Raw genomic sequence first — 26,050 nt, forward strand, 5'->3', positions numbered from 1 at the left:
GAACACAACGAATTGTGGTCTGTGCCAAGCCCCAAACAGGCGGATTTTTGCGGTTTTTTACTGTTTTTGCCCTTTAAAGAAAGGCCGTTTCGTCAAAAGAGCGCAATTTTCGGCTGTGGAGGCGTTCAAGAGGCATTGTGCGAAGCATTTCCATCGCGCGGATTCCTATGTTCAGGTGGCGCGAAACCTGCGTCGTATAGAAGTCCGACGCCATGCCGGGCAGCTTCAATTCGCCATGCAGCGGCTTGTCGGAGACGCAGAGGAGCGTGCCATAGGGCACCCGGAATCTGTAGCCGTTGGCGGCGATGGTCGCGCTTTCCATGTCGAGCGCGATGGCGCGGGATTGTGAAAGGCGCTGGACCGGCCCGGACTGGTCGCGGAGTTCCCAGTTGCGGTTGTCGATGGTGGCGACGGTGCCGGTGCGCATGATGCGTTTGAGTTCAAAGCCGGATAGTTCGGTCACCTCGGCTACTGCCTGTTCCAGCGATGTCTGGATTTCGGCCAGCGCCGGGATCGGCACCCAGACCGGCAGGTCGTCGTCGAGCACGTGATCTTCGCGCAGGTAGCCGTGCCCAAGGACGAAATCGCCAAGCGCCTGCGTGTTGCGCAGCCCGGCACAATGGCCGACCATCAGCCAGGCGTGGGGGCGCAGCACGGCGATGTGGTCCGTCGCTGTCTTGGCGTTGGAGGGGCCGACGCCAATGTTGACCAGCGTGATGCCCGACCCGTCCGGCCGTTTCAGGTGATAGGTCGGCATTTGTGGCAGTTTCAGCGGCGCGTCGAGCGGTTCGTCCGGTTTGGTGATCTCGGCATTGCCGGTGCTGACGAAGCTGGAATAGCCGCTGCCCGGATTGGCAAGCTGGGCGCGGGCGAAGGCCTCGAACTCGGTCACGTAGAACTGGTAGTTCGTGAACAGAACGTGGTTCTGGAAATGCTCGGCATCCGTCGCGGTATAATGCGAAAGACGCGCCAGCGAGTAATCGATGCGCTGGGCGGTAAAGAGCGCGAGCGGCGCGATCCCGTCGGGGGCGGCATAGGTGCCGTTGACGATGTCGTCGTGGGTGGTGCTGAGGTCTGGCACGTCGAACACGTCGCGCAGGGTGAAATCGGTCGCGCCATCCTGCGGCACGGTGATCTCGGGGCGGTTGGCCACGGCGAAATGCACCGGGATCGGCGTGTGCGAGGGACCGATGGCGACGGGCTGGCCGTGGTTCTTGATCAAGAGGCCGATCTGCTGGGTCAGGTAGCTGCGAAAGAGGTCGGGCCGGGTGACTGTGGTGCTATAGGTGCCGGGCAGCGCCACATGACCGAAACTCAGCCGGGAATCGACCCGCGCATAGGAGGTCGTCGTGAGGCGTATTTCCGGGTAGAATGCGCGGATGCGATAGCCGGGATTGCCCTTTTTCAGGACCTCCATGAAGCGTTCGCAGAGAAAGTCGGTCGCTTCGGCGTAAAGCTGTTCCAGCCGGGCGACGGCGGCCTCGGCATCGGTGAAGCTTTCGGTCTTGAAGATTTCGGGCGTGTCTATCTTGCTCATGTCTGCGGCTCTAACAAAGGAATTTTCTTGAAATCGCGCACGTCGATCAGGCCAAGATCGGAAATGCGCAGCTCGGGGATGACGACAAGCGCCAGCAGGGAATGCTGCATATAGGCGTTGTTCAGCTTGCAACCACAAGCGCGCATCGCCTCCATCATCTGCTCGGCTTTTGCGGCGACCTCGTATGCGGGGCTGTCCGACATCAGACCGGCGATGGGCAGTTCGACCAGCGCCAGTTCCTCGCCGTCGCGGTAGAGGGTGATGCCGCCGCCGATCTCTGCCAGCCGGTTCGCGGCCAGCGCCATCTGGGCGCGGTCGGTGCCGACGACGATCATGTGGTGGCTGTCATGGGCCACGGTCGAGGCCATCGCCATCGGACCGGTATAGCCAAAGCCCGAGACAAAGGCGTTGATAACCCCGCCGGTGGCGCGGTGGCGTTCGACCAGCGCGATCTGGCAGGTGTCGCCTTCGCCCTCGACCAGACCGTCGCGGACAGGCAGGTCGATCTTCAGCGCCTTGGTCGGGGCCTGATTTTCCACCACGCCGATCACGTTGGCACGCGCGGAATTGGCGCCTTCGGGGGCCGTGACCTCGAAATCCGCCTCGCTCAGGTCATGGCCGAGGTGCACCGTGCCGCGGGCGCTGTCGGGCCAGATGTAATGGGGACAGTCAACGAGGCATTCGCCGTCCTCCGCGACGATCCGGCCGCGCGCGATGACCAGTTCGATGGGCAGGCGCTTGAGATCCGAGGTCAGGATCACGTCGGCGCGGCGGCCGGGGGTCAGCGAGCCAAGCTCGCGTTCCAGACCGAAATGGGTGGCGGTGTTGATCGTCGCCATTTGCAGCGCGACCAACGGGTCGCAGCCACAGTCGATGGCGTGACGCACGACGCGGTTCATATGGCCGTCATTCACCAGCGTGCCCGAATGGCAGTCATCGGTGCAGAGGATGAAATTGCGCGGGTCCATGCCCTTTTCGGTGATCGCGGTGATCTGGCTTTCGACGTCATACCATGCCGAGCCGAGCCGCATCATCGACCGCATCCCTTGACGCACGCGCATGATGGCGTCGGCCTCGCAGGTGCCTTCGTGATCGTCGGCGGGGCCGCCCGCCACATAGGCCGCAAAGTTCGGTCCCAGATCGGGCGAGGCATAGTGGCCGCCTACCGTCTTGCCCGCGCCTTGCGTCGCCGCGATTTCGGCCAGCATCTTGGGGTCGGCATTGGCGACACCGGGGAAGTTCATCATCTCGCCCAGACCGATGATGCCGGGCCATTGCATCGCCTCGGCTACGTCCTCGGGCGAAATTTCGTAGCCGGTGGTTTCCAGACCCGGCGCCGAGGGGGCGCAGGACGGCATCTGGGTGAATATGTTGATCGGCTGCATGAGCGCCTCGTCATGCATCATCCGAACGCCGTTGAGGCCCAGCACGTTGGCGATCTCGTGCGGGTCGGTGAACATGGTCGTGGTTCCATGCGGGATCACCGCGCGGGCAAACTCCGCCGGGGTGAGCATGCCGGATTCAATATGCATGTGGCCGTCGCAGAGGCCGGGGATCATGTAACGGCCTTCGGCCTCGATGATCTCGGTCTCGGGTCCAGTGCAGTAACCGGCATCCGGGACGACGCAGGCGATGCGGCCCTCGGCGATGGCAATATCATGGCCGGGCAGGCATTCGCGGCTGTGGACGTTAACCCAGACCCCTCCCTTGATGACGCAATCGGCGGGTTTTCGGCCAGCGGCCACGGCAATCAGGCGGGCGGCCACGTCGGGCCATGCGGGAAAAGCTGTATGATCCATGTTCCAATTGTCCTGATTGCGGGGCCGGGTTCAAGGGGTGATGGCATTGCTGCATGAAACCTGCGTGTCGCAATGGCGCTTGCCAGCGCCGGTCCGCTTGGGCAGGCTGGGTTTCATGGATTACGAAACCATCTCTCCCGAGGAATTCGGCCGTTCCCTCAGCGGGTTGGGCATCAACCTGCTGGTGCGGGACGTGCGGCGGCAATGCGCTTTTCTGACCGGGGCTTTCGGCATGACCGCGCATCAGGTCTCGGATGATTTCGCTATTCTTCGCTATGGCAAGCAGGTGTTTCAAATTCACTCAGACGGCACCTATCACGCGAATCCGCTGCTGGGGCTTTTGCCCGAGACGCCGCCGCGCGGGGCGGGGATCGAGATTCGTCTGTACGACAGCGATCCTGAGGCCGCGGTGGAAAAGGCCGAAGCAGCGGGCGCGACCATCCTGCAAGCGCTGGCGGACAAGCCGCATGGGCTGCGCGAGGCCTATATCCTTTGTGAGAACGGTTATGCATGGGTGCCGAGCCGGGTGCTCTGATCGCGGGCGAATTCGGCCTGGACCCAGTTGGCAAAGGCGATGGCGCCCGGAGAGCGTTCGGCCTGTGGGGACAGGATAAGATAGTAGGCCTCGGCCATGGGCGCGCGGTGGCTGAAGGGCGCGATCAACTCGCCGCGTTCGATCATCCATGACGCGATGGTGTCATGGGCCAGCGTCAGCCCACCCCCGGCACGGGCAATAGACATGGTCAGCGCGAAGGTCGTGGCGGTGACAATCGTCGGATCGCCCCAGCTTAGCGCCTGATCCTCGGCCCAGTTCGCCCAACTACAGAGCAGGTTCGAGCATTCGTACAGCGGCTGTTCCTGCAGCGTGTCGAGAGTCACGGGAAAGTCGGGCGCGCAGACCGGGTAGTAATAATCGGAGCAGAGCTGTTCGGCCCGAACGGTGTCGGAGGGGCGCACCGAATAGCGGATTTCCACATCCGCATTCTCGGCCATTTCGCGCGGCTCCCACAACTCGGTGATCAGGTTCAGCTTGACCTCGGGATGGGCGGCGCGAAACCGGGGCAGGCGCGGGGCGAGCCAGAAACAGGCGAGGCTGAGATTGCAGATGACCTGCACCACGTCACCCTGTTGTCCGGTCACGGCGCGGGTGCCGCGCAGAAGCGTGCGAAAGGCATCGCGCACCACCGGGAGATAGGTGATTCCCGCTTCGGTCAGTTCCAGCGCGCGGGGGCGGCGGATGAACAGCGGCTGCCCGAGATAGCCCTCGAGCGACTTGATCTGCTGGGAAACCGCGCTTTGCGTCATGTTCAGATCATGCGCGGCACCGGTGAAGGACAGGTGGCGGGCGGCGGCCTCGAAGGTGCGCAGCCAGCCAAGGGGAGGGAGGGCGGATTTCATTGCATAAATTTGACATAAGTTCAGCTAATGACAAGACTTCGTTTTTTTCGTTGGTCAAATATGTGCGCGGCAGGCAGGTTTGCCGCCAGACAAGGAGAGATCAGATGAGCATCACCGAACTGCGCCCGAACATGAACCACTGGCCCGAAAGGGTGGACATGGCGGCAGCCTTTCGCTGGACCGCGCGGCTGAACTTTCACGAGGCGGTGGCGAACCACTTTTCGCTGGCGATCAACGATGGGGGCACCAAGTTCCTGATGAACCGCAACCAGGTGCATTTCTCGCGTATCCGCGCCTCGGACCTGCTCGAGATCGACGCGAACAACCCCGACACGCTGAAAGGCCCGGATGCGCCGGACCCGACTGCATGGGGCCTGCATGGCGGGATCCACCGGCACTGCCCGCACGCGCGCTGTGTCATGCATGTGCATTCGATCCATGCCACGGTTCTGGCCTCTCTCAAGGACAGCAACCTGCCGCCGATCGACCAGAACTGCGCCACCTTCTACAATCGCTATGTGATCGACGAAGGCTATGGCGGGCTGGCTTTCGAGGATGAGGGCGAGCGTTGCGCCACGCTGCTGAGCGATCCTAAAAAGAAGGTCATGATCATGGGCAACCACGGGGTGCTGGTGATCGGAGACAGCGTGGCCGACACGTTCAACCGTCTCTACTATTTCGAGCGCGCCGCCGAGACCTATATCCGCGCGCTCCAGACCGGTCAGCCGCTGCGTGTGCTGCCCGACGATATTGCCGAGAAAACAGCTCAAGAGCTTGAGAACTATCCGGGGCAGGGCGACCGCCACCTGACCGAGCTGAAGCTTATTCTCGACGACGAAGGTTCCAACTACGCCAGCTGAGGCAACGACCATGAACATCAAATTGGAAGACAAAGGCCTGAGGCTGCCACTCGCTTCGGGGCAGGGATATTTTAACTATTTCTGGTTGCGCGACAACGATCCGACGTCGATCGATCCGGTCACGCGCGAACGGGTGTTCGACATCTCGGGCCTTGAAGGCGATCCGCTGCCCGAAGAGGCGCGGATGGAGGAAAACACGCTGGTTATCCGCTGGAAAGGGGAGCCGCTTGAGTCGCGCTTTCCGCTGGACTGGCTGGATGCCTGGGGTGAAACCGCCGCGCCGCGCGACCCGGCGATGATCCCGCGCCGGGCATGGCAATCCGGTTCCTACGAGGACTGGGCCCGCGTGAGCCAGCCCGCGCTTGACAACGGCCCGGCAGAACGCGCAAAATTCGCCCGTGCGCTGATCGAGGACGGTATTGCGCTGGTCCGCGATATGGAAGACAGCGACGAGGGACTGACCCGGCTGACACAGGTTCTGGGGCCGATCACGCCCTGCGTCGATGGCTATTACTTTGACGTCAAGCTGCACATCAACCCGACCAACCTAGCCTATACGGCGGGGGCGCTGGAAATGCACACCGATCTGCCCTCGGAAGAGGCGGCGCCCGGCGTTCAGTTCCTGCATTGCCGCCGCAATTCCGTGCAGGGCGGTCTGTCGATGTTCGTCGACGGGGTTGCTGTGGCCGAGGCGCTCAAGGCCGAAGACCCCGACGCCTTTGAGCTTCTCGCCAGCCATGACATCCCCTTCATGCGCCGCCATGACGGCTGGGATTATCGGGCACATCAGCGGGTTATCGAACTGGATGCGCGCGGCGAAGTGTCGGGCGTGACGGTATCGCAGCATTTGGCGGATGTCTTCGACCTGCCCCAGGACCTGCTGGACCGCTACTATCCGGCCTTCTGCAAGTTCCTGAAAATGCTGCGCTCGCCGGAATTCATGAACACCTTCCGGTTGAATGCGGGCGAATGCATCGTCTTCGACAATCACCGCGTGGTGCACGGGCGCGAAGCCTTTGTCGCCACCAGCGGTGAGCGCCACCTGCGCGGCTGCTATGTCGACCGGGGCGCATTGCGCTCGACCTACCGAACTCTGGTAAAACAAGGCTACTGATTACATGCAATACGGATTGACCGACGAGCAGGAGATGATCGTCTCCACCGTGCGGAGCTTTGTCGAAAAGGAGATCTACCCCCACGAGGAACTGGTCGAACGCACCGGCGAAGTGCCGGCGGAGATCGCCGAGGACATCAAGCGCAAGACGCTCGAGCTTGGGTTCTACGCCTGCAACTTTCCCGAAAGCGTGGGCTGCGCCGGGCTGAGCCACCTCGAGTTCGCGCTGGTCGAGCGTGAACTGGGGCGGGGGGCCATGGCGCTGAACCATTTCTTCGGTCGCCCCCAGAACATCCTGATGGCCTGCGAGGGGGAGCAGAAGGAACGTTACCTGATGCCCGCCGTACGTGGCGAGCGGATGGATGCGCTGGCGATGACCGAACCGGGCGCAGGTTCGGACGTGCGGGGGATGAAATGTATGGCGCGCCGCGATGGCGGTGACTGGGTGGTGAATGGCACGAAACATTTCATTTCGGGTGCCGACCACGCGGATTTCGTCATCGTCTTTATCGCGACCGGAGAAGACCAGACACCGAAAGGGCCCAAGAAACGGATCACCGCCTTTCTCGTGGACCGCGGCACGCCCGGTTTCAAGATCCGGGACGGTTATAAATCGGTTAGCCACCGCGGCTACAAAAACATGATCCTCGAATTTGACGACTGCCGCCTTCCGGACGCGCAGGTGCTTGGCGAAGTCGACGGCGGTTTCGACGTTATGAACACGTGGCTCTATGCAACGCGGATCACCGTTGCGACCATGTCGGTCGGTCGGGCCCGTCGGGTGTTCGATTACGCGCTGAATTATTCGGCCGAGCGGGAACAGTTCGGCCAGCCCATCGGCAAGTTTCAGGGCGTGAGCTTTCAGCTTGCCGACATGATCACCGAAATCGACGCCGCCGATCTGCTGACCCTTGCTGCCGCCGATCGGCTGGACAAGGGCCTGCCGTCGAACCGCGAGATCGCCTCGGCCAAACTCTACGCCAGCGAAATGCTGGCAAGGGTGACAGACGCGGCAATCCAGATCCATGGTGGGATGGGCCTGATGGACGATTACCCGCTGGAGCGTTTCTGGCGCGACGCGCGCGTGGAAAGGATCTGGGACGGTACGTCGGAAATCCAGCGACACATCATCAGCCGCGATCTGCTGCGTCCGCTTGGCGCATGATCGAGATGAATCCGCGTGGAGAGATACGGTCGAACCGGGGGCTCTGCCCCCGGACCCCCGGGATATTTTTTGACCCAAAGAAGAAGAAAGAATCCACCCCCTGTCGCGTCAGGCAACAGGGGGCTTCTTCGGGTGCGATCATCGACGTCCCCGCCTGTACCGCTTTTCCAGCATGGCTCAAGATGGTCAACAAATGGTTACCAATAGCGCAGAGTCCCCTGCTTCTTTGGGTCTTAAAATATCCCCGCCGGAGGCATCTGGACTATCCAAATTCTATGAGGTGGATGAATGGCGCGTGATATGAAGCGCATGCTGGCTCCGCGCAGCATTGCCGTTGTGGGCGGCGGTAAATGGTGTGCGTCGATCATTGGCGCCGCGCGGCAGATCGGCTTCAAGGGAGATATTTTTCCCGTGCATCCGGGTGGCAAGGAGATCGCCGGGATGGCTTCGGTGCGTTCTCTTTCTGATTGGGCGGGGGAAATCGATGTCGCGTTCATCGGGGTGAATCGCCATGCGACGATCGACATCGTGGGGGAGTTGCGGAGCCTCGGCGCTGGTGGGGCCGTCTGTTTCGCCTCCGGTTTTTCCGAGGCGCATGAAGAGGATGCGTCCGGCGTGGAATTACAGGGGCGCTTGCTGGATGCGGCTGGGGACATGCCGATCTTTGGTCCGAACTGTTATGGGTTCGTCAATGCGCTCGACGGGGCGGCGATATGGCCGGACCAGCACGGGATGAGCCCTGTCGACTCCGGTGTCGCCATTCTGACCCAGTCCTCCAACATCGCGATCAACATGACGATGCAGCGCCGGGGGCTGCCAATCGGGTACATGCTGACCTGTGGGAATATGGCGCAGACCTCGCAGTCGGAGCTTGCGCTTGCGATGCTCGATGATCCGAGGGTCACGGCCATCGGATTGCATATCGAAGGGTTTGGCGATCTGCGGCAATGGGAGGCTCTTGCCCGTGCCGCGCGTGCAAGGAATGTTCCGGTTGTCGCCCTCAAGGTCGGGGCCTCGGAACAGGCGCGGCGCGCGACGGTTTCGCATACGGCCTCTCTCGCCGGAAGCGATGCGGGGGCGCAGGCCCTGTTGGATCGGCTGGGGTTCGTGCGGGTCCGGGATCTGCCGGAATTCCTCGAGACGCTGAAGCTGTTGCATTGTGTCGGTCCGCTGGCCTCGAACCGGATCGCGTCGATCAGCTGTTCGGGGGGCGAGGCGAGCCTGATTGCGGATCTGGCGGAACCGCGCGATCTGGTGTTTCCGGCGCTGGAGCCTTGCCAGAAGGACGGGCTGCGCGCGGCACTGGGGCTGATGGTAGCGCTCGCCAATCCGCTGGATTACCACACCTATATCTGGGGCGATGCGCCTGCCATGACGCGGGCCTGGTCGGGGATGACCGGCGCGGATATAGCCTTGACGCTGAGCGTCGTGGATTACCCGCATACGGATGCCAGCGCGTGGGAATGCGCCACCGAGGCGGCGCTTGGGGTGCGCCGGGAAACCGGTCGTCCCTTTGCCGTGGTCTCCAGCCTGCCGGAACTGATGCCGTCGGATGTGGCGCAGCGGTTGATGGGGAAGGGCGTCGCGCCGCTCTGCGGGATGCGTGAGGCGCTAGTCGCTGCCGAGGCCGCCGCGCGGCTTGGGCGTGTCACGGGCGAGTTGCCCGATCCTGTACTTTTGCCCGGCCAGCCGGAAGAGATCGAACTGATTGGTGAATCCGAGGCCAAGCAGGCGTTGGCGGGATTTGGACTGGACGTGCCGCAGTCGCGTCTGGCCGGAACACCGGAAGAGGCGGCGGGCATGGCGGGCGAATTGCGTGCCCCGCTGGTGCTCAAGGGCACCGGGCTTGCCCATAAATCGGAACATGGCGCGGTCGTGCTGGGCCTGACGGCGGCCGAAATCGAAGCGGCGGCAACCGGCATGAGCGCCGGGGGCTACCTCGTCGAAGAGATGATCGGCGGTACGGTGGCGGAGCTGCTGGTCGGGGTCACGTTGGACCCGGCGCATGGGTTCGTCCTTACGATTGGTGCGGGCGGGGTGCAGACCGAATTGCTGCGCGATACCGTGTCGATGCTGGTGCCCAGTGACCGCGAGGCCGTCGCCTCGGCCGTGCAGAAACTGGCCTGCGCGCCGGTGCTGAACGGCTATCGCGGCAGGCCCGGTATCTGTATGACATCCCTGCTTGATGCGGTCGATGCGGTACAGGCCTATGTCGCGGCCCACGCGGAAACCCTGAGCGAAATTGAAATCAATCCGTTGATCTGCACGCCCGAAAGGGCTGTGGCGGCGGATGCCCTGATCCGAAAGGCAAAGACATGAGCCCGTTGAAAACTGAACGCGATGGCGGCGTATTGCTGGTCACGCTGGACCGGCCCAAGGCCAATGCCATCGACCTCAAGACCTCTGTGGAAATGGGCGAGGTGTTTCGCGATTTCCGCGACGACCCGGATATGCGCGTCGCGATCATCACCGGGGGCGGGGAAAAATTTTTTTGCCCCGGCTGGGATCTGAAGGCGGCGGCGGATGGCGACGCGGTCGATGGCAATTACGGCGTGGGCGGTTTTGGCGGCCTGCAGGAAATGCGCGATATGAACAAGCCGGTGATCGCGGCGGTCAACGGCATCGCCTTTGGCGGCGGGCTGGAACTGGCGCTAAGTGCGGATATCATCATCGCCGCGGAACATGCCACCTTTGCCCTGCCAGAGATCCGCTCGGGCACGGTGGCCGACGCGGCCAGCATCAAACTGCCCAAGCGCATCCCCTATCACATCGCGATGGAGCTGCTTTTGACCGGGCGCTGGTTCGACGTGCATGAGGCGCATCGCTGGGGGCTGGTGAACGAGGTCGTGCCCTCGGACAAGCTGATGGACCGCGTGTGGGAGCAGGCCCGGCTGCTCGCCTCGGGTCCGCCGCTGGTCTACGCGGCGATCAAGGAAATTGTGCGCGACGCCGAGGATTCGAAGTTCCAGGATGCGATGAACCGGATCACCGGGCGGCATCTGGCGACGGTGGATGCGCTCTATTCCTCCGAGGATCAGATGGAAGGCGCGCGCGCCTTTGCCGAGAAACGCGATCCGGTCTGGAAAGGGCGCTAAGCCCGACCCTTCGGCAGAAAACAGGCCGGTGCCTTGCAGGGCACCGGCCTTTTTCCAAGCTTATGCCTTGCGGAAAACCGCGATCAGCGCAGTATCTTCCTTGTGCGCGCCCGTCGCCTTGGCACCGTAGATCTTGGTTTCGATCAGCTCGAGGCCTTCGATCGCGCCCTTGGACAACTCGGCGAATTTCGCCTCGAACCCTTCCGAAACGTAATGTTTCTCATTGATCGAGAGCGCAAAAACCGCGCCCTTGCAGGCGACCGGCAGCAGGGCGTTGATGGCATCCGGCCCCACATGGCCTGTGGTGAAGGTGCCCGAGGATACGATGCCTTCGTAGCTTTCATCTTCCATCGGCAGGCCGACAGTCAGATCGGCCTCGAAGGATTTGCGGTAGACGCCCTTTTTCATCGCCACGTCCAGCATCTCGGGCGAGATATCGACCGCGTCGACCGGTTTCATCCGGTGTCCGGCCAGCGCCAGACCGCACAGCCCGGTGCCAGCGCCCACGTCGAGAACCGGGCCCTTGCCGCCTGCCTGCGCAAAGGCGCGCGCCGTGTGCAGGTGGAGTTCGTAATCCTCCTGCGCCGCGAACGTCATGTCATAATCATTGGCCCAGTCGGCATAAAGCCGACGGGAATCATCGGGGGTTCGCAGCGCGTAGGCTGCCTCCAGATCGGGATCAGTCATGCCCCAAGGCAAACAAATCCCGACCCGAGATTCAAGCCGCGTCGAAATCCAGTACGAGTTTTTCGCTGGTCGGGCGCGTTTGGCAGGCAAGTACGAACCCTGCTTCGGTCTCCCAGGGCTCGAGCGAGTAGTTCACCGCCATCTCTGCCGAGCCTTCGGCCACCTTGCAGCGGCAGGTACAGCACATGCCGCCCTTGCAGGAGAAAGGCAGTTCCAGTCCCTGACGCGCGGCGGCGTCCAGCACCGTGTCGTCGCTCTCCTGCACGGTGAAATTGCGCGAGGCACCATCAAGCACCACAGTCACGGCCACACCGGACTTGGCGGCGGCATCCGCAGCCTCCGAGCGCGGCTTGCGCGGGGCTTCGCCATCTTGCGTAAAGCGTTCGAAATGGATGCGGGCGCGGTCGATGCCCTGCTGTTCCAGGGTCCCGGTCACATCGTCGATCATTTCGCCCGGACCGCACAGGAAAATCCCGTCGGCGGACTCAAGGTCGACCGCGCCGGCCTTTGCCAGCTGGGTGACCTTTTCCCCTGAGACCCGGCCATTCAGGATCGGCACATCCTGCTCTTCGCGGCTGAGGATATGGATCAGGGTAAAGCGGTTGAGATATTTGTCTTTCATCGCCTCGAGCGCGGCGCGGAACATGATGCTGTCGGTCTGGCGGTTGCCATAGATCAGCGTCACCTCGGCCCCGCGCGCCAGCGCATCGGCGGCAATCGCCATCATCGGCGTGATCCCCGAACCGGCCGCGATCAGAACCAGCTTTTCTTCTTCCGAGGCGATGAACCGCCCCTCGGGCGCCATCACCGCAAGGGTCGAGCCGGGCTTTAGCGACTGGCAGAATGTCGAAAACGCGCCGTCTGGCACCTGTTTGACACCAACGGTCAGCGGCGCGCCCGGCGCCGAGGCGATGGAATAAGAGCGCCGGATGTCTTCCCCGTTTACGTCCGAACGCAGGGTCAGGTACTGCCCGGGCTTGTAGGTGAAAGCGCGGCGCAGATCTTCGGGCACGTCGAAACTGATCGCGACGGAATCGTCGGTTTCACGGCGGATCTCGCTGATGGTCAGGTTATGAAACATGGACGTGTCCTCAGATGCATTTGAAATAGTCAAAGGGTTCGCCGCAGGCAGTGCAGCGGTAATGCGCCTTGCAGGCGGTAGAGCCGAATTCCGACAGCTTCTCGGTATGATCCGAGCCGCATTTCGGGCAGGCTACCTTTGTCTCGCCAAAAAGCGCCAGTTTCGATCCCGATTGCTCTACCGGCGGGGCAATGCCGTAATCACGCAGCTTTTCGCGCCCCTCTTCGGTAATCCAGTCGGTGGTCCAGGGCGGCGACATGACCCGCTCCACCCGGGCCTCGAACCCGGCATCCAAGAGCGCGGTCTCGACCGCCAACTCGATGGCAAGCACCGCCGGGCAGCCCGAATAGGTCGGCGTCACACCGGCGACGGCCGTGCCACCCTCAACCCGGACCCAGCGCAGGATGCCAAGATCGGCCACCGTCACGCAGGGCACCTCGGGGTCCGGCACCGCAGAGGCCGCCGCCCAGGCGCGCGCCTCGTCCAGAGATGTGGCCGTGGCTACCACGTCGCCCCCGGATGGGCGCGATGCACCGATTGCATCTCGGCAAGCATATGTCCAAGGCCTTCGCCATGAATGCCCGACCGCCCGCCGGTCTGCGGAAACTTCGAATCCTCGAAGGTCAGCCCGGCTTCGTCAAACACCCGTTGGACCGTCGCAAGCCATTCATCGCGAACAGCGGCGCGAGAGGGCAGGACGTCCACCTCTTCGGCCGCGCCTTCCTCGAACAACTCGCCAACATAGATCGACAGGGACTGAACCGCATCCGCCATCCGGCGCGCGCTCTCCTCCGTGCCGTCGCCAAGGCGCACAACCCACTCCCCCGCGTGGCGGATGTGATAGGCCATTTCCTTGACCGCCTTGCCGGCGATGCCTTGGATGGTTTCGTCCTGGCTGGTCAGCGCCGCCGTCCAGTAGGGGTGCATGAAGGCCGCGAAATACAGCTGACGCAGCATGGTATGGGCGAAATCCTCGTTCGGACGCTCGACCAGCAGAAGATTGCGATACTCGCGCTCGCCCCGCAGATAGGCCAGATCGTCCTCGTCACGCCCGGTGCCTTCGACCTTGCCGGCATAATCGTACAAGGACCGCGCGGTGCCGATCACGTCCAGCGCCATGTTCGGCATGGCGAGGTCTTCTTCCAGCATCGGCGCATAGCCACACCATTCGCTCACCCGGTGACCCAGCACCAGATGATCGTCGGCCAGTTCCAGCAAAGCGTCGAACAGGGCCATCACATATGCCCCACTTCGTCCGGAATCTCGTAAAAAGTCGGGTGACGATAGATCTTCTCGCCGGGCTCGAAATTCTCACCCGCCTGATCCGGATCGCTCGCGGTGATCGCGCTCGAGGCCACCACCCAAATCGAATTCCCCTCGCCGCGCCGCGTATAGACATCGCGCGCCGCCTGCAGGGCCATCACCTCGTCCGTCGCATGCAGCGATCCGACATGCTTGTGCGCCAACCCGTTCCGGGGCCGGATGAACACTTCCCAAAGGGGCACTTCACCACTCATGGCGTTTTCCTCTTGCTAAAAATACTCCGGGGGAGTCCGCCTTGGCGGACGGGGGCAGCGCCCCCTTACTCGGCTGCCATCGGCGCGGCCTGCGCGCGGGCCTTACGCTTCTCCGCATGGGCCAGCGCAGCTTCGCGCACCCATTCGCCATCGTCCCAGGCCTTCTTGCGCGCCTTGACGCGGTCCTTGGCCATCGGGCCGAAACCCTTCACCACGCGCCAGAACTCGTCCCAGTCGATGGGGCCGTGATCATAGCCGCCCTTTTCCTCGTTCCATTTGAGGTCAGGGTCCGGCAGGGTCAGGTCGAGATACTCGGCCTGCGGCACGGTGGCATCGATGAATTTCTGACGCAGCTCGTCATTGGTGAACCGCTTGATTTTCCAGGCCATGGACTGGTCCGAATGCTGGCTGTCCGCGTCATGCGGGCCGAACATCATGATCGACGGCCACCACCAGCGATTCAGCGCATCCTGCACCATCGCCTTCTGCTCAGCGGTGCCCTGCGCCAGTTTCATCACGATTTCATAGCCCTGACGCTGGTGAAAGCTCTCTTCCTTGCAGACGCGGATCATCGCGCGGGCATAGGGGCCATAGGAACACCGGCAGAGCGGAATCTGGTTCATGATCGCGGCGCCATCGACCAGCCAGCCGATGATGCCGATATCTGCCCAGCTCAGCGTCGGGTAGTTGAAGATTGAGGAATATTTCGCGCGACCGTCCAGCAGCTCTTCTGTCATCTGCTTGCGGGTAACGCCCAGCGTCTCGGCCGCGGAATAAAGATAGAGTCCGTGGCCGCCTTCGTCCTGCACCTTGGCAAGCAGGGCCGCCTTGCGGCGCAGACTCGGCGCGCGGGTGATCCAGTTGCCCTCGGGGAGCATGCCGACGATTTCCGAATGCGCGTGCTGGCCGATCTGGCGTACCAGCGTGCGGCGATAGCCTTCGGGCATATCGTCATTCGGTTCGATCTTGGTTTCCGCATCCACGCGTGCTTGGAACGCCGCCAGAAATTCCGGGGTTTCCTCGCTACGACCGTCAGCGCCGATCAGACCTTGGCTATACATGGGCTAGGCTCCTCCAAACTTGCAAAACCAATATATGTTACGAAAAATAAAAAATCAATCAACTTTCGTAACGCTTGCATCGGGTCGCGTCGCCGCGCATCAAGGGGCATGGGCAAGACATTGTTTTCTTTCGGTCATGGCTTTTCGGCGCGGGCGCTGACCCGGTTGCTGATCCCGCAGGGCTGGCGTGTCATCGGCACGACACGCAGCGCGGACAAGGCCGAATCGTTGCGCGCGAGCGGCGTCGAACCGGTGCTTTTCCCGGGCGATCTGCCCTCCGAAGGCTTATCCGAGGCAACGCATCTTCTGATCTCTGCTGGACCGGATGCCGAGGGCGACCCGGTCCTGCGTGCCTTGCGCCCCGAGATCGAGAAACTGGCGCCAAAGCTCGAATGGGCGGGGTACCTCTCGACCACCGGGGTCTATGGCAATCACCAGGGGGGGTGGGTTGATGAGACCACGCCGCTCACTCCCTCGACCCGGCGCGGTAAATGGCGCGTTGCCGCCGAGGCCGAATGGCAATCGATCCCCGACCTGCCGCTGCATATCTTCAGGCTTGCCGGGATCTATGGCCCCGGACGCGGTCCCTTTGCCAAGGTGCGTAAGGGCACAGCGCGGCGCGTCATCAAGGAGGGTCAGGTGTTTTCCCGCATCCACGTGGATGACATCGCGCAGGTGCTCGCCGCCTCGATTGCGCAGCCAAATCCCGGCGCGATCTACAACCTCTGCGATGACGACCCGGCCCCGCCTCAGGACGTGATCGCTCATGCCGCCGAACTGCTCGGCCTGCCGATGCCTCCAGCCGTCGACTATGAGACCGCCGAGATGACCCCCATGGCCCGCAGCTTTTACGCCGAAAGCAAGCGCGTCCGGAACGACCGCATCAAGGACGAGCTAGGGGTCGAACTGCTCTACCCGGATTACCGGACGGGATTGCAGGCGTTACTGGAAGACGAGAAGGGCTGATCAACCTTCGGTTAAGACGATCACAAACCGTAACTCGGTAATGGTTTGTTATCAAATCATTGGGATTATTCATCGCATCCAAGAGGTTAACGCCATGAATGAACTCATTCTTGAACTCGAGGAATTAGTGGAGAGCTTGGAGAGAAAACAAATTTCGGACCGGATGGCGATAGTTGCCGTAGTGGTACCTTTGTTCTTGTTTATTTCCGTCGTTCTCACCATCATTGCTTTCAATTGATGTTATGTATTTGATCTTGGAATGGATCAGGAAAAAATATCGGCGCAAACGACAGAAGAACTTTTGCAACTGAGAGTTGCTGTTGCTCGATTGCAGGGACAACTGGACAAAACGCCGGGCCGCTTCGAGTTCTTCGCGGTTATTTTTGCCGTTCTTGGCATCATGTCAGCGACATTCTTTGGGGTTTTCTTCTTTATTGTTCAAAACAATCAGAAAGCTCTCAAGGATGATGTGATCGAAATAATCGAAGAACGCGAAGCAGAGATAGTCAGGGGCTTCAAAAGTCTGGGCTTGGATGACTTTAAGATTAGTCCCGAAATTCTGAAATGAGTTTCCCCTTTTCGCACTTTTCCAGTTTTCGCTCGTTAGAAGACTTTACGCCCGCTTTTCCCCGATGCGCGCCACACCCAGCACGTCGAGCACCTTTTTCTCGATCTCATCCGCGCTCATGCCAGCGACGGCATACATATCCGCCGGGCTGGACTGGTCGATGAAGATATCCGGGAAGACCATCGAGCGGAATTTCAACCCGTGGTCGAACACGCCCTCATCGCCGAGAAACTGCGCCACGTGGCTGCCGAAACCACCGACAGCGCCTTCTTCGATGGTGATCAGCGCCTCATGTTCACCGGCAAGGCGCAGGATCAGGTCGCGGTCCAGCGGCTTGGCGAAACGGGCATCGGCGATGGTGGGCGTGATGCCCTTGGCGGCCAGTGCTTCGGCGGCTTTCTCGACTTCGGCCAGACGCGTGCCAAAGGACAGGATGGCCACGCGCTTGCCTTCCTGGATCATCCGGCCCTTGCCGATTTCCAGAACCTCGCCCTGTTCCGGCATCTCGATACCGGTGCCCTCGCCACGGGGATAGCGGAAGGCAATCGGCCCGCTGTCATGGGCGGCGGCGGTGGCAACCATATGCACCAGCTCGGCCTCGTCCGCGGCGGCCATCACGGTAAAGCCCGGCAGGTTCGCGAGGTAAGCAATGTCGTAGCTGCCTGCATGGGTCGCCCCGTCCGCCCCGACCAGCCCTGCGCGATCAATGGCGAAACGCACCGGCAGGCGCTGAATCGCCACGTCATGCACGACCTGATCGTAGCCCCTTTGCAGGAACGTGGAATAAAGCGCGCAAAAGGGTTTCATCCCGCCTGCTGCCAACGCGGCGGAAAAGGTCACACCGTGTTGTTCAGCGATGCCCACGTCGAAACACCGGCTGGGAAAGCGTTCGGCAAAGAGGTTCAGCCCGGTGCCATCCGGCATCGCCGCCGTAACCGCGCAGATCTTGTCATCGGCGGTGGCCAGCTTGACGAGGTTTTCTCCGAACACCTTGGTATAGGAGGGCGCGTTCGAAGGTGCCTTGGTCTGTTCGCCGGTCACCACGTCGAACTTGGCGGTCGCATGGCCCTTGTCGCGGGCCTGTTCCGCAGGGCGATAACCCTTGCCCTTGCGGGTCAGTGCATGGATCAGGATGGGGCCGCGAGCACGGGCCTTGACCATCCGAAGGATCGGCAGAAGCTGGTCCATGTCATGCCCGTCAATCGGGCCGATATAGGAAAACCCAAGCTCCTCGAAGAGCGTACCGCCCATCGCCATGCCCTTGAGCATTTCCTTGGCGCGTTTGGCACCTTCGCGGAACGGGCCGGGCAGCAGGGAAACGGCCCCCTTGGCGGCGGCCTTGAGTTCCTGAAACGGTTCCTCGGCATAGAGCCGCGAGAGGTAGGACGACAGCGCCCCGACCGGTGGCGCGATGCTCATCTCGTTATCGTTGAGGATAACGATCAGCCGCTTGCCCAGATGGCCCGCGTTGTTCATCGCCTCAAAGGCCATGCCCGCGCTCATCGCGCCATCGCCGATCACCGCGATGCTGTCGCCAATGCCCTCGGGCGGATTTCCGCCCAGATCTCGGGCCACGGCATAACCCAGAGCGGCGCTGATCGAGGTCGAACTATGCGCCGCGCCAAACGGATCATAGGGAGATTCGGCGCGCTTGGTGAAACCGCTCAGCCCGTCCTTCATCCTCAGGGTGCGGATACGGTCGCGGCGTTCGGTCAGGATCTTGTGCGGATAGCACTGGTGCCCGACATCCCAGATCACCTTGTCGCGCGGCGTGTCGAACACCGCATGCAAAGCCACGGTAAGCTCGACCACGCCCAGCCCGGCGCCAAGATGGCCGCCCGTAACAGACACGGCGGAAATCGTCTCGGCCCGCAATTCGTCCGCAAGCTGGTTCAGCTGCTTGTCGGTCAGCGATTTCATATCCGCGGGGCGGTGGATCTTGTCGAGCAGCGGGGTTTGGGGACGGTCTGACAATGGTCACTCTTTCGGCGGCTGGAACAGGATCGTGCGGGCTATGCCTGTCGCGAGATAACGAAACGCGCGGCTTCCCGCAAGGTTTCCGCCCGGTCTCCGTAAGGCGCAAGCGCATCGCAGGCGCTTTCGGTAAGCGCCGTGGCGCGGGTCTTGGCCTCGTCCAGGCCCAGCAGGGAAACAAAGGTTGCCTTGCCTGCCGCCGCATCCTTGCCGACAGCCTTGCCGGTCACCTCGGCGCTGCCTTCGACGTCAAGAATGTCATCCGCGATCTGAAAGGCCAGCCCCATGTCGCGGGCATAGCTCTGCAAGGCGGAAATATCGGCCCCGGCAAGCCGCGCGCCCGCGCAGGCCGCCCATTCGATCAGTGCACCGGTCTTGCCCGCCTGCAAGGCGGTGATTTCCGACAGGGTCAGGGGCGTATCGGCACTTTCGGCCGCGATATCCAGTGCCTGACCCAATACCATGCCGCGCGCGCCCGCTGCTTGCGCAAGGCTAAGCGTCAGGTCCGCGCGCACCTCGGCAGAACCGGCCCCGGGGTGGGCCGCGCATTCAAACGCCAGCGCCTGCAGGGCGTCGCCGGTCAGCACCGCTGTCGCCTCGTCCCATTTCACATGAACCGTCGGCAGCCCGCGCCGCATGTCGTCATCATCCATGCAGGGCATGTCGTCATGGACCAGAGAATAACTATGCATCGCCTCTATCGCACTGGCCGCCCAGAGCGCGCGGGTCTCTTCGACGTCGTGCAGCCGCGCCGATTCCAGCACCAGGAACCCGCGCAGCGCCTTGCCGCCCCGGCTCGCATGGCGCATCGCCTGCACCACCGGAACATCGCTCAGACCGTCCAACAGACCCATCATGCGGGTGTCGATCGCCGACCCCGCCGCCGCCAGCTTCTCCTCGAACATTCAGAGCCCTTCGACAGGCTTGGTCCCGCTCGGGTTGCCATCCGCATCCAGCGTGATGGCCGCGACCTTTTCCTCGGCGCGCTTCAGCTCTTCCTCGCAACGTTTCTTGAGTGCCGCGCCCCGTTCGTAAAGCGTGATCGAGGCATCCAGCGGCACATCCCCGCGCTCAAGCTGGTCCACGACGGTTTCCAGCTCTTTCATCGCCTCTTCAAAGCTCAATTCGGATACGGGCTTGTCACTCATCTCTCGCGGCCTTCATCAGTTCCTGCACATGCGCCCTCGCGCTTTCGCTCAGGGCTTTCAGATCATAGCCGCCCTCGAGAGTCGAGACCACGCGGCCGCCGCAGATCTCGGCTGCGAGCGTACAGAGCTGTTCGGTCAGCCATGCAAAATCCTCGATCTCCCAGTTGAGCTCGGCCAGTGGATCGTCGCGGTGCGCGTCGAACCCGGCAGAGATAATGATCAGTTCCGGCGCAAAGGCGCGCAGCCGGGGGAACACCTTGGCCTCGTATTCGCCCCGCATCTGCGCCCCACTGCTACCGGGGGGCAGGGGCACGTTCAGGATATTGTCATGCGCGCCGGTCTCGTCTGTCCGCCCGGTCCCGGGCCAGAGCGGTACTTGCTGGCTTGTCACCAGCAATGCGCGCTTTTCGTTCCAGAGCAGATCCTGCGTGCCATTGCCATGATGCACGTCGAAATCCACCACGGCCACTCGGTTCAATCCGTGGTGATCCAGCGCGTATTTCGCTGCCAGCGCCGCATTGCCGAAGAGGCAGAACCCCATGGCCGTATCCGTTTCCGCATGATGGCCCGGCGGGCGGATCGCGGCAAAAGCATTCCCGGCCTCGCCTCCCAGTACCATGTCGACCGCCCGCACAACCGCCCCCGCCCCGCGGAACGCGGCATCGAGCGATCCCGGCGACAAAAAGGTATCGCCGTCGATCTGTACGATCCCGTGCTGCGGCAAAGCCCGCCGTATATCCGCCAGATAGGCCGCCGGATGCACGCGCAGAACGTCATCCTCCGCTGCCAGCGGCGCGGTCACACGCCGCAGCTCCAGATCCTCTAGCGCATGCAGCACATGTTCCAGCCGCGCCACCCGCTCCGGATGTCCTTCGGGTGTTTCATGTTTCAGGCAATCCGCATGGGTGATCAGCGCCGTTACCATCTCTACTCCTGTTTTCCTCTTGCCGGAAATACTCCCGCCGGAGGCATCAAATCGCCGCGCAGCGGCTTCGACGCCCTCAGTCCGGTGCCAGCATATATCCCGCGCCGCGTACGGTCTGAAGATAGCGCGGCTGCTTCGGGTCGGTTTCGATCTTGCGCCGCAGCCGGGTGATCTGCACGTCCACCGCGCGTTCCTGTGCCTGGCCCCGGTCGCGGCCAAGATCCTCCACCAGCTTGGTGCGGCTCACCGCCTCGCCCGGGCAGGCCGAGAAGATCTTCATCAGCTGGCTTTCTGTAGCGGTCAGCCTGACCAGATCCTCACCCTGCCACATCTCGCCCCGTTCCACGTCATAGCGGATCGCGCCAAGGTTCAGGAACTTCGGCGCACCGGTGGCGGCAGGTGTTTCCGGCATTCGCCGCAGGATCGCGTTGATCCGCAGCAGCAATTCCTTGGGCTCGAAAGGCTTGGCAAGGTAGTCATCCGCTCCGGCTTCGAGCCCCGCGATACGGTTCTCGGTCTCGCCTTTGGCGGTCAGCAGCAGGATCGGCGTCGTCATCGTTTCACGCAGGGCGCGGGTCAGGCTAATCCCGTCCTCGCCGGGCATCATCACGTCCAGTACCACCAGATCGAACTGCAAGCCGGTCAGGATCCGCCGGGCATGGGCCGCGTCGCGGGCCGCACTGACGAGGAAACCGTTCCTCATCAGGAACTTCTTCAGCAAATCCCGGATGCGCTCGTCATCATCGACTATCAGCAGATGGGCGTCCATTTCCGCCATACCTTTAATCCCTCAGCCGGGTATAGGCACGCCGCATGTCCGGGTCCATCATCGATTCAAGCACAAGTCTGAAACCGGCAACCGCCTCGGGCCCGGCATCGCGAAAGGCGGCTCGCATCCGGGCGCGCTGGGCATCGCTCAACTCTGCCTCCAGCTCGCGCCCCTTTTCTGTCAGATAGAGATGCCGCTCGCGCTTGTCGGTGGTGCCGACACGGCTCGATACCAGCCCGTCGGCGATCAGCGCCCGCAGCACCCTGTTCAGAGATTGCTTGGTCACCCCAAGTATGCTGAGCAGGTTGTTGACCGTGGTGCCCGGCGCCCGGTTGATGAAGTGGATCGCCCGGTGATGCGCGCGTCCGTAGGACAGTTCGGCAAGGATGCGGTCGGGATCTGCAGTAAAGCCGCGATAGGCGAAGAACATCGCCTCGATCCCCTGCCGCAATTGCTCGTCCGTGAGGAAAAGAAGGTTCCCGCCCCGCTGCGCTTGACCCGCTCTCGTGTCCGACATCGCTTTTCTCATTTCGTCACGTTTTTAGCCAGCATAAGTCAGCGATATTGACATTCCAAGGGCCAAGCGGTATCGAATCGCAGATTTCGCGCAATAATATATCCGGTTTATCCGCTTGTAGCGCAACAATTGAAAATCCTAGGGCGCAGGAGAGTAAGACTATGTCGGCATATGATGATCGCGACGGCAAGATCTGGTTGGACGGGAAACTGGTCGATTGGCGCGACGCAAATGTCCATATCCTGACGCATGCCATGCATTACGCCAGCTCGGTTTTCGAGGGCGAGCGCTGCTATAGTGGCAAGATTTTTAAAGGCGTAGAGCATTCCGAGCGGCTGCGCGCCTCAGCGCAGATGCTGGATTTCGAAATTCCCTACACCGTCGATGAGATCGAAGCGGCCAAATACGCGATGCTCGAGGCGAACGGCTGGACCGACGCCTATGTGCGGGCGGTCGCATGGCGCGGCGCGGGCGAAGACATGGGCGTTTCGGCGGCGCGCAACCCGGTCCGTCTGGCCATCGCCGGCTGGGAATGGGGCAACTATTATGGCGACGCCAAGATGAAGGGCGCCAAGCTCGACATCTCGAAATGGAAACGCCCGAGCCCGGAAACCATCCCGGTTCACGCCAAGGCGGCGGGTCTTTACATGATCTGTACCATGTCCAAGCACGCGGCCGAGGCCAAGGGCTGCTCGGACGCGCTGTTCATGGATTATCGCGGCTATGTCGCCGAAGCCACCGGTGCCAATATCTTCTTCGTCAAGGACGGCGAGGTTCACACACCGGACGCGGATTGCTTCCTGAACGGGCTGACCCGCCAGACCGTGATCGGTATGCTGAAAGACAAGCAGATCAAGGTGCATGAGCGCCACATCAAGCCAGAGGAACTCGAAAGTTTTGAGCAATGCTGGCTCACCGGTACCGCCGCCGAAGTCACGCCCGTCGGCCAGATCGGGACGTATAACTTCGAAGTCGGCGCGATGACTCGTGATATCTCGGAAAGCTACGAAAAACTGGTCCGCAGCTAAGCGGAGCGGATTTAGATCGCTCGGGCGAAGAACATCACGGTGTTCTTCGCCACCTCAAGCACGGCACGTAGCGAGTCGAACATGGTCGCCATCTGAAAAGTCAGCAGGAACATGGCCGGGTAAAACAAGGTCTCGTAACGTAGTGCCGTATCGACCAGCCCCGCGCGTTCTATCGCGTTTTGCAAGGGTTTCATCAGCAGCACAGCAAGGGCGGCCCCGATGAGGATCCCGACGAATACGTCGGATGGCCAGTGCAGCCCGTATATGACGCGGGGAAGCAGCGCGATGAAAAAACTGTAGATGCTGATGATGATACCGAGCGTGCGGTTGATCATGAAAACGCAGGCACAGAGCGATGCGAAAAAAATCGCATGATCGCTTGGCAGGGAACTCCACCCATCAAGCGTCCTGCGGCCGAGGCCCTCAAATACAGTGATGTCGATGTCGGGCGTGTGTATTGGACGCAGGCGAAACGGCAAGACCACGGCGAGGAAACGACCGACTATTATAGACACGAGCGCAATGATGAAGCTTGCCGCCACGCGTGAGCGGTTGATGTATTGCCCTTCCTTCATTACGAACCAAAGCGCCCAAAAGCACACGATAAGCGGCAGGCTTTTCGTAAGCGGGTTTCTAGCCAGAAAGAGAATATGGTAGTCGATCTTGTCAGAATGTCCGATTATCGAATTACTGAGCAGGAGAAGGTATTCGTCCATCGGACATCCTCGTCAAAAACAAATTATGACAGTTTCATGACAGAAATGTGTCGATGTTAAACGTTGATGTGATGAAGACGGTTCCGAAGTATCGAGGACGCAGGTAAATGTTGTCTTATCAACACGCATATCATGCCGGGAACATGGCGGACGTGCATAAACATGCAATCCTGTCCTTTGTGCTCGACTATCTGGTGCAAAAGCCAAAACCCCTTTCCTACATGGAATCGCATGCGGGCAGGGGCCTTTATGATCTGTCCGGGGCCGAGGCGCTCAAGACCGGCGAAGCCGTGGCCGGCATCGCGCGGGTTCAGGACCGCTTTCCGCCCGATCATCCATATATGCGGGCGTTGGGGGCGATCCGTGACACGGCGGGCGCGGACGCATACCCTGGGTCGCCACTGATTGCCCGAACACTCCTGCGGGGCGAAGACACGATCACGCTGGCCGAAATGCACCCGCAGGAAGTCGCGGCGCTGCGCGAAAACGTCAGATCGGTGCACATCAGGCAGACCGATGGTGTGCAGATGCTGCTCTCGCTTGCGCCGCCGACGCCACGGCGCGGCGTGGCGTTGATCGATCCTAGCTACGAGATCAAGGACGAATGGCAGGTGATGCCCAAACTCCTGCGCGATCTGCACCGGAAATGGCCGGTCGGAGTGCTGATGCTCTGGTATCCAATCCTGAGCAACGGGATGCATGAAACGCTGACCGGGACGCTGCCGGACTTGGCCGAAGACATGCTGCACCACCAGCTGAATTTCGCGGCGGCACGCCCGGGACATGGCATGATCGGCAGCGGGATGGTGGTGATCAACCCGCCATGGGGGCTGGATCGTGCTGTCTCCGAACTCGAGTCCTATCTCGGCTGAACGGGCGCAGTCCGGCACCGGCGGGGCGGACCTGTTCATTCCACTGGCGCACCGCGGACTTTTGTAGCGATTTTCGGTTTTTCTGGCTTCCGGCAGGTCGACATTCCCGGTCTCTGCCGTCTAGCTTCGCGACAAAAATCGCACGCCGTGACGGGCGGCGTCGGCAAAGGAAAGACAGACAGAATGACAAGACGTTTCCAGGGCTCTCGCGCCCTTGTCTCCCACTCGTATCGCTGCGGCAAAGGGGCCATGGCATGAAGGACACCCCGATCACCGAAGCCACGCCGCTGACCGTCGTGACCCTGTCGCGTGACGGCTATGACATCAAGCGGGCCATGTCCAAGGCGAATGAACCGCGCCTCAACCTTGTGCGCCCGGACGAGGTCGAAGATCCCTCGGCTGTGACCTGCGCGCTGGTATGGGCACCCGAGGACGATGCTTTCGAGCGCTTTCCCAACGTCAAGATGGTGTCGTCGATCGCGGCGGGCGTGGACAGCATCTTTGCCTGCCCATCGCTGCCGGAAAGCGCGACCGTTACCCGGATCCGTGACGATGAGCAGGCCCGCCAAATGGCCGGTTTCGCGGCATGGCACGTGATCTGGCATCACCGTAAGATGGGCGAATTCCTCAAGGCGCAAGAGGAAAAACGCTGGGCACATTCCCATTCGACCGACATGCCCTCGCAGGTTCCGGTCGGCATTCTGGGTTTTGGCCTGATGGGGCGTCAGACCGCCCGGGCTCTGGTCGCGATGGGCTATCCGGTCATCGTCGCCTGCCGCAGCGAAAAAGACCCCGAGCCCGGTGTTGAGATCGTCGTCGGCGAGGATGCGGTGGAAGAGGTCGCGGCCCGGTCGCGCATTCTCGTCAACCTGTTGCCGTTGACCGAAGATACACGCGACGTGCTGAACGCCGAGCTTTTTGCAAAGCTGCCAGAGGGCGCGGCGCTGGTCCAGATCGGGCGTGGTGAACACATGGTAGAAGAGGATTTCCTCGCGGCGATCAGGTCGGGTCAGATCGCTTCGGCCACGCTGGACGTGTTCCGTCAGGAACCGCTGCCTGCCGATCACGTGTTCTGGACGCTGCCGGACGTGCTGGTGACGCCACACAAAGCGTCGGACACGACGCGGCGCGAGGTCTTGCGGCAGGTGGTCGAGAATTACATCGCGCTCAGCGAAGGCAAGGTGCCGCCGGGGGCCGTGGACCGGTCCGTCGGTTATTGAGCCAGAAAGCGATGGCGGAATGCCGCCATCGCT

At 61.9% G+C, this 26,050-nt stretch carries 28 protein-coding genes; 12 read left to right on the forward strand and 16 right to left on the reverse strand.

Annotated elements, in window-relative coordinates; translation table 11 throughout:
- Positions 1-73: 73 nt before the first annotated feature.
- Together MF268_RS18120 and ade are read right to left on the reverse strand one after the other, a co-directional pair.
- Entirely contained in the window at positions 74-1,537 is a 1,464-nt protein-coding gene (locus tag MF268_RS18120; RefSeq protein ID WP_238372277.1) for an AMP nucleosidase, read from the reverse strand.
- The gene (gene ade / locus MF268_RS18125) at positions 1,534-3,336 is read right to left on the reverse strand and encodes an adenine deaminase (protein WP_238372278.1); all 1,803 of its coding nucleotides are present in this window, start codon (positions 3,334-3,336) and stop codon (positions 1,534-1,536) included. Before ade ends, MF268_RS18120 begins: the two co-directional genes overlap by 4 nt.
- Positions 3,337-3,451: 115 nt before the next feature.
- Between ade and MF268_RS18130 the strand changes: the two genes are divergently transcribed.
- On the forward strand, positions 3,452-3,871 hold the full coding sequence (locus MF268_RS18130) for a VOC family protein (protein WP_238372552.1): 420 nt from the start codon (positions 3,452-3,454) through the stop codon (positions 3,869-3,871).
- Here the strand turns inward: MF268_RS18130 and MF268_RS18135 are convergent.
- Positions 3,841-4,734, reverse strand: coding sequence for a LysR substrate-binding domain-containing protein (locus MF268_RS18135; RefSeq protein WP_238372279.1), 894 nt, complete (start codon positions 4,732-4,734; stop codon positions 3,841-3,843). The two genes, MF268_RS18130 and MF268_RS18135, sit on opposite strands and share 31 nt — an antisense overlap.
- Positions 4,735-4,838: 104 nt before the next feature.
- Here MF268_RS18135 and MF268_RS18140 point away from each other — a divergent pair, with 104 nt between their 5' ends.
- The 5 genes from MF268_RS18140 to MF268_RS18160 all read left to right on the forward strand — a co-directional run bounded on the left by MF268_RS18140 (position 4,839) and on the right by MF268_RS18160 (position 10,968).
- Entirely contained in the window at positions 4,839-5,594 is a 756-nt protein-coding gene (locus tag MF268_RS18140) for a class II aldolase and adducin N-terminal domain-containing protein (RefSeq protein ID WP_238372280.1), read from the forward strand.
- A gap of 10 nt (positions 5,595-5,604) precedes the next feature.
- Positions 5,605-6,708, forward strand: coding sequence for a TauD/TfdA family dioxygenase (locus tag MF268_RS18145; RefSeq protein ID WP_238372281.1), 1,104 nt, complete (start codon positions 5,605-5,607; stop codon positions 6,706-6,708).
- 4 nt (positions 6,709-6,712) lie between these two features.
- Positions 6,713-7,873, forward strand: coding sequence for an acyl-CoA dehydrogenase family protein (locus MF268_RS18150; protein ID WP_238372282.1), 1,161 nt, complete (start codon positions 6,713-6,715; stop codon positions 7,871-7,873).
- 288 nt (positions 7,874-8,161) lie between these two features.
- The gene (locus tag MF268_RS18155; RefSeq protein WP_238372283.1) at positions 8,162-10,192 is read left to right on the forward strand and encodes an acetate--CoA ligase family protein; all 2,031 of its coding nucleotides are present in this window, start codon (positions 8,162-8,164) and stop codon (positions 10,190-10,192) included.
- On the forward strand, positions 10,189-10,968 hold the full coding sequence (locus MF268_RS18160) for a carnitinyl-CoA dehydratase (RefSeq protein ID WP_238372284.1): 780 nt from the start codon (positions 10,189-10,191) through the stop codon (positions 10,966-10,968). The genes MF268_RS18155 and MF268_RS18160 overlap by 4 nt, the downstream gene beginning before the upstream one ends.
- A 60-nt stretch (positions 10,969-11,028) precedes the next feature.
- On the opposite strand, the gene MF268_RS18165 is transcribed toward MF268_RS18160, so the two are convergent.
- The 6 genes from MF268_RS18165 to paaA form a co-directional block, all read right to left on the reverse strand.
- A complete protein-coding gene (locus MF268_RS18165) occupies positions 11,029-11,655 on the reverse strand; it encodes a class I SAM-dependent DNA methyltransferase (protein ID WP_238372285.1) in 627 nt (208 codons plus the stop codon).
- Between the two features lie 31 nt (positions 11,656-11,686).
- A complete protein-coding gene (locus MF268_RS18170; protein WP_238372286.1) occupies positions 11,687-12,736 on the reverse strand; it encodes a 2Fe-2S iron-sulfur cluster-binding protein in 1,050 nt (349 codons plus the stop codon).
- A gap of 10 nt (positions 12,737-12,746) precedes the next feature.
- On the reverse strand, positions 12,747-13,244 hold the full coding sequence (gene paaD / locus MF268_RS18175; protein WP_238372287.1) for a 1,2-phenylacetyl-CoA epoxidase subunit PaaD: 498 nt from the start codon (positions 13,242-13,244) through the stop codon (positions 12,747-12,749).
- Positions 13,238-13,972, reverse strand: coding sequence for a 1,2-phenylacetyl-CoA epoxidase subunit PaaC (paaC, locus tag MF268_RS18180; RefSeq protein ID WP_238372288.1), 735 nt, complete (start codon positions 13,970-13,972; stop codon positions 13,238-13,240). Before paaC ends, paaD begins: the two co-directional genes overlap by 7 nt.
- Complete coding sequence (gene paaB, locus MF268_RS18185) at positions 13,972-14,253, reverse strand: 1,2-phenylacetyl-CoA epoxidase subunit PaaB (RefSeq protein WP_238372289.1); 282 nt, start codon at positions 14,251-14,253, stop codon at positions 13,972-13,974. The genes paaC and paaB overlap by 1 nt, the downstream gene beginning before the upstream one ends.
- A 65-nt stretch (positions 14,254-14,318) precedes the next feature.
- Positions 14,319-15,314: a 1,2-phenylacetyl-CoA epoxidase subunit PaaA gene (gene paaA / locus MF268_RS18190; RefSeq protein WP_238372290.1), complete on the reverse strand. Its 996-nt coding sequence runs from the start codon at positions 15,312-15,314 to the stop codon at positions 14,319-14,321.
- A 108-nt stretch (positions 15,315-15,422) separates the two neighbouring features.
- Here paaA and MF268_RS18195 point away from each other — a divergent pair, with 108 nt between their 5' ends.
- The 3 genes from MF268_RS18195 to MF268_RS18205 all read left to right on the forward strand — a co-directional run bounded on the left by MF268_RS18195 (position 15,423) and on the right by MF268_RS18205 (position 16,848).
- On the forward strand, positions 15,423-16,280 hold the full coding sequence (locus tag MF268_RS18195) for an SDR family oxidoreductase (protein ID WP_238372291.1): 858 nt from the start codon (positions 15,423-15,425) through the stop codon (positions 16,278-16,280).
- A gap of 94 nt (positions 16,281-16,374) precedes the next feature.
- Positions 16,375-16,518: a hypothetical protein gene (locus MF268_RS18200; RefSeq protein ID WP_238372292.1), complete on the forward strand. Its 144-nt coding sequence runs from the start codon at positions 16,375-16,377 to the stop codon at positions 16,516-16,518.
- A 21-nt stretch (positions 16,519-16,539) separates the two neighbouring features.
- Complete coding sequence (locus tag MF268_RS18205; protein WP_238372293.1) at positions 16,540-16,848, forward strand: hypothetical protein; 309 nt, start codon at positions 16,540-16,542, stop codon at positions 16,846-16,848.
- A gap of 45 nt (positions 16,849-16,893) precedes the next feature.
- Here the strand turns inward: MF268_RS18205 and dxs are convergent, their stop codons facing one another.
- The 6 genes from dxs to MF268_RS18235 form a co-directional block, all read right to left on the reverse strand.
- A complete protein-coding gene (dxs, locus tag MF268_RS18210) occupies positions 16,894-18,822 on the reverse strand; it encodes a 1-deoxy-D-xylulose-5-phosphate synthase (RefSeq protein WP_238372294.1) in 1,929 nt (642 codons plus the stop codon).
- A 38-nt stretch (positions 18,823-18,860) separates the two neighbouring features.
- Entirely contained in the window at positions 18,861-19,727 is an 867-nt protein-coding gene (locus MF268_RS18215; protein ID WP_238372295.1) for a polyprenyl synthetase family protein, read from the reverse strand.
- On the reverse strand, positions 19,728-19,970 hold the full coding sequence (locus MF268_RS18220; protein ID WP_088632342.1) for an exodeoxyribonuclease VII small subunit: 243 nt from the start codon (positions 19,968-19,970) through the stop codon (positions 19,728-19,730). It abuts the gene before it with no gap.
- Positions 19,963-20,895, reverse strand: a complete 933-nt coding sequence (locus MF268_RS18225) for a histone deacetylase family protein (protein WP_238372296.1) — start codon at positions 20,893-20,895, stop codon at positions 19,963-19,965. The genes MF268_RS18220 and MF268_RS18225 overlap by 8 nt, the downstream gene beginning before the upstream one ends.
- 76 nt (positions 20,896-20,971) lie before the next feature.
- Positions 20,972-21,673, reverse strand: a complete 702-nt coding sequence (locus MF268_RS18230) for a response regulator (RefSeq protein ID WP_238372297.1) — start codon at positions 21,671-21,673, stop codon at positions 20,972-20,974.
- 4 nt (positions 21,674-21,677) lie between these two features.
- On the reverse strand, positions 21,678-22,181 hold the full coding sequence (locus tag MF268_RS18235) for a MarR family winged helix-turn-helix transcriptional regulator (RefSeq protein ID WP_088632339.1): 504 nt from the start codon (positions 22,179-22,181) through the stop codon (positions 21,678-21,680).
- Between the two features lie 161 nt (positions 22,182-22,342).
- Between MF268_RS18235 and MF268_RS18240 the strand changes: the two genes are divergently transcribed.
- Complete coding sequence (locus MF268_RS18240) at positions 22,343-23,209, forward strand: branched-chain amino acid aminotransferase (RefSeq protein WP_238372298.1); 867 nt, start codon at positions 22,343-22,345, stop codon at positions 23,207-23,209.
- Positions 23,210-23,220: 11 nt separating this feature from the next.
- On the opposite strand, the gene MF268_RS18245 is transcribed toward MF268_RS18240, so the two are convergent.
- Positions 23,221-23,925 carry a phosphatase PAP2 family protein gene (locus tag MF268_RS18245; RefSeq protein ID WP_238372299.1) on the reverse strand — a complete coding sequence of 235 codons (705 nt, stop codon included), beginning with the start codon at positions 23,923-23,925 and terminating at the stop codon, positions 23,221-23,223.
- Between the two features lie 107 nt (positions 23,926-24,032).
- Between MF268_RS18245 and MF268_RS18250 the strand changes: the two genes are divergently transcribed.
- A complete protein-coding gene (locus tag MF268_RS18250) occupies positions 24,033-24,797 on the forward strand; it encodes a 23S rRNA (adenine(2030)-N(6))-methyltransferase RlmJ (protein WP_238372300.1) in 765 nt (254 codons plus the stop codon).
- 254 nt (positions 24,798-25,051) lie between these two features.
- Entirely contained in the window at positions 25,052-26,017 is a 966-nt protein-coding gene (locus tag MF268_RS18255; protein WP_238372301.1) for a 2-hydroxyacid dehydrogenase, read from the forward strand.
- Positions 26,018-26,050 lie beyond the last annotated feature (33 nt).

The sequence above is a fragment of the Heliomarina baculiformis genome, from assembly GCF_019966545.1.
Taxonomy (GTDB): domain Bacteria; phylum Pseudomonadota; class Alphaproteobacteria; order Rhodobacterales; family Rhodobacteraceae; genus Heliomarina; species Heliomarina baculiformis.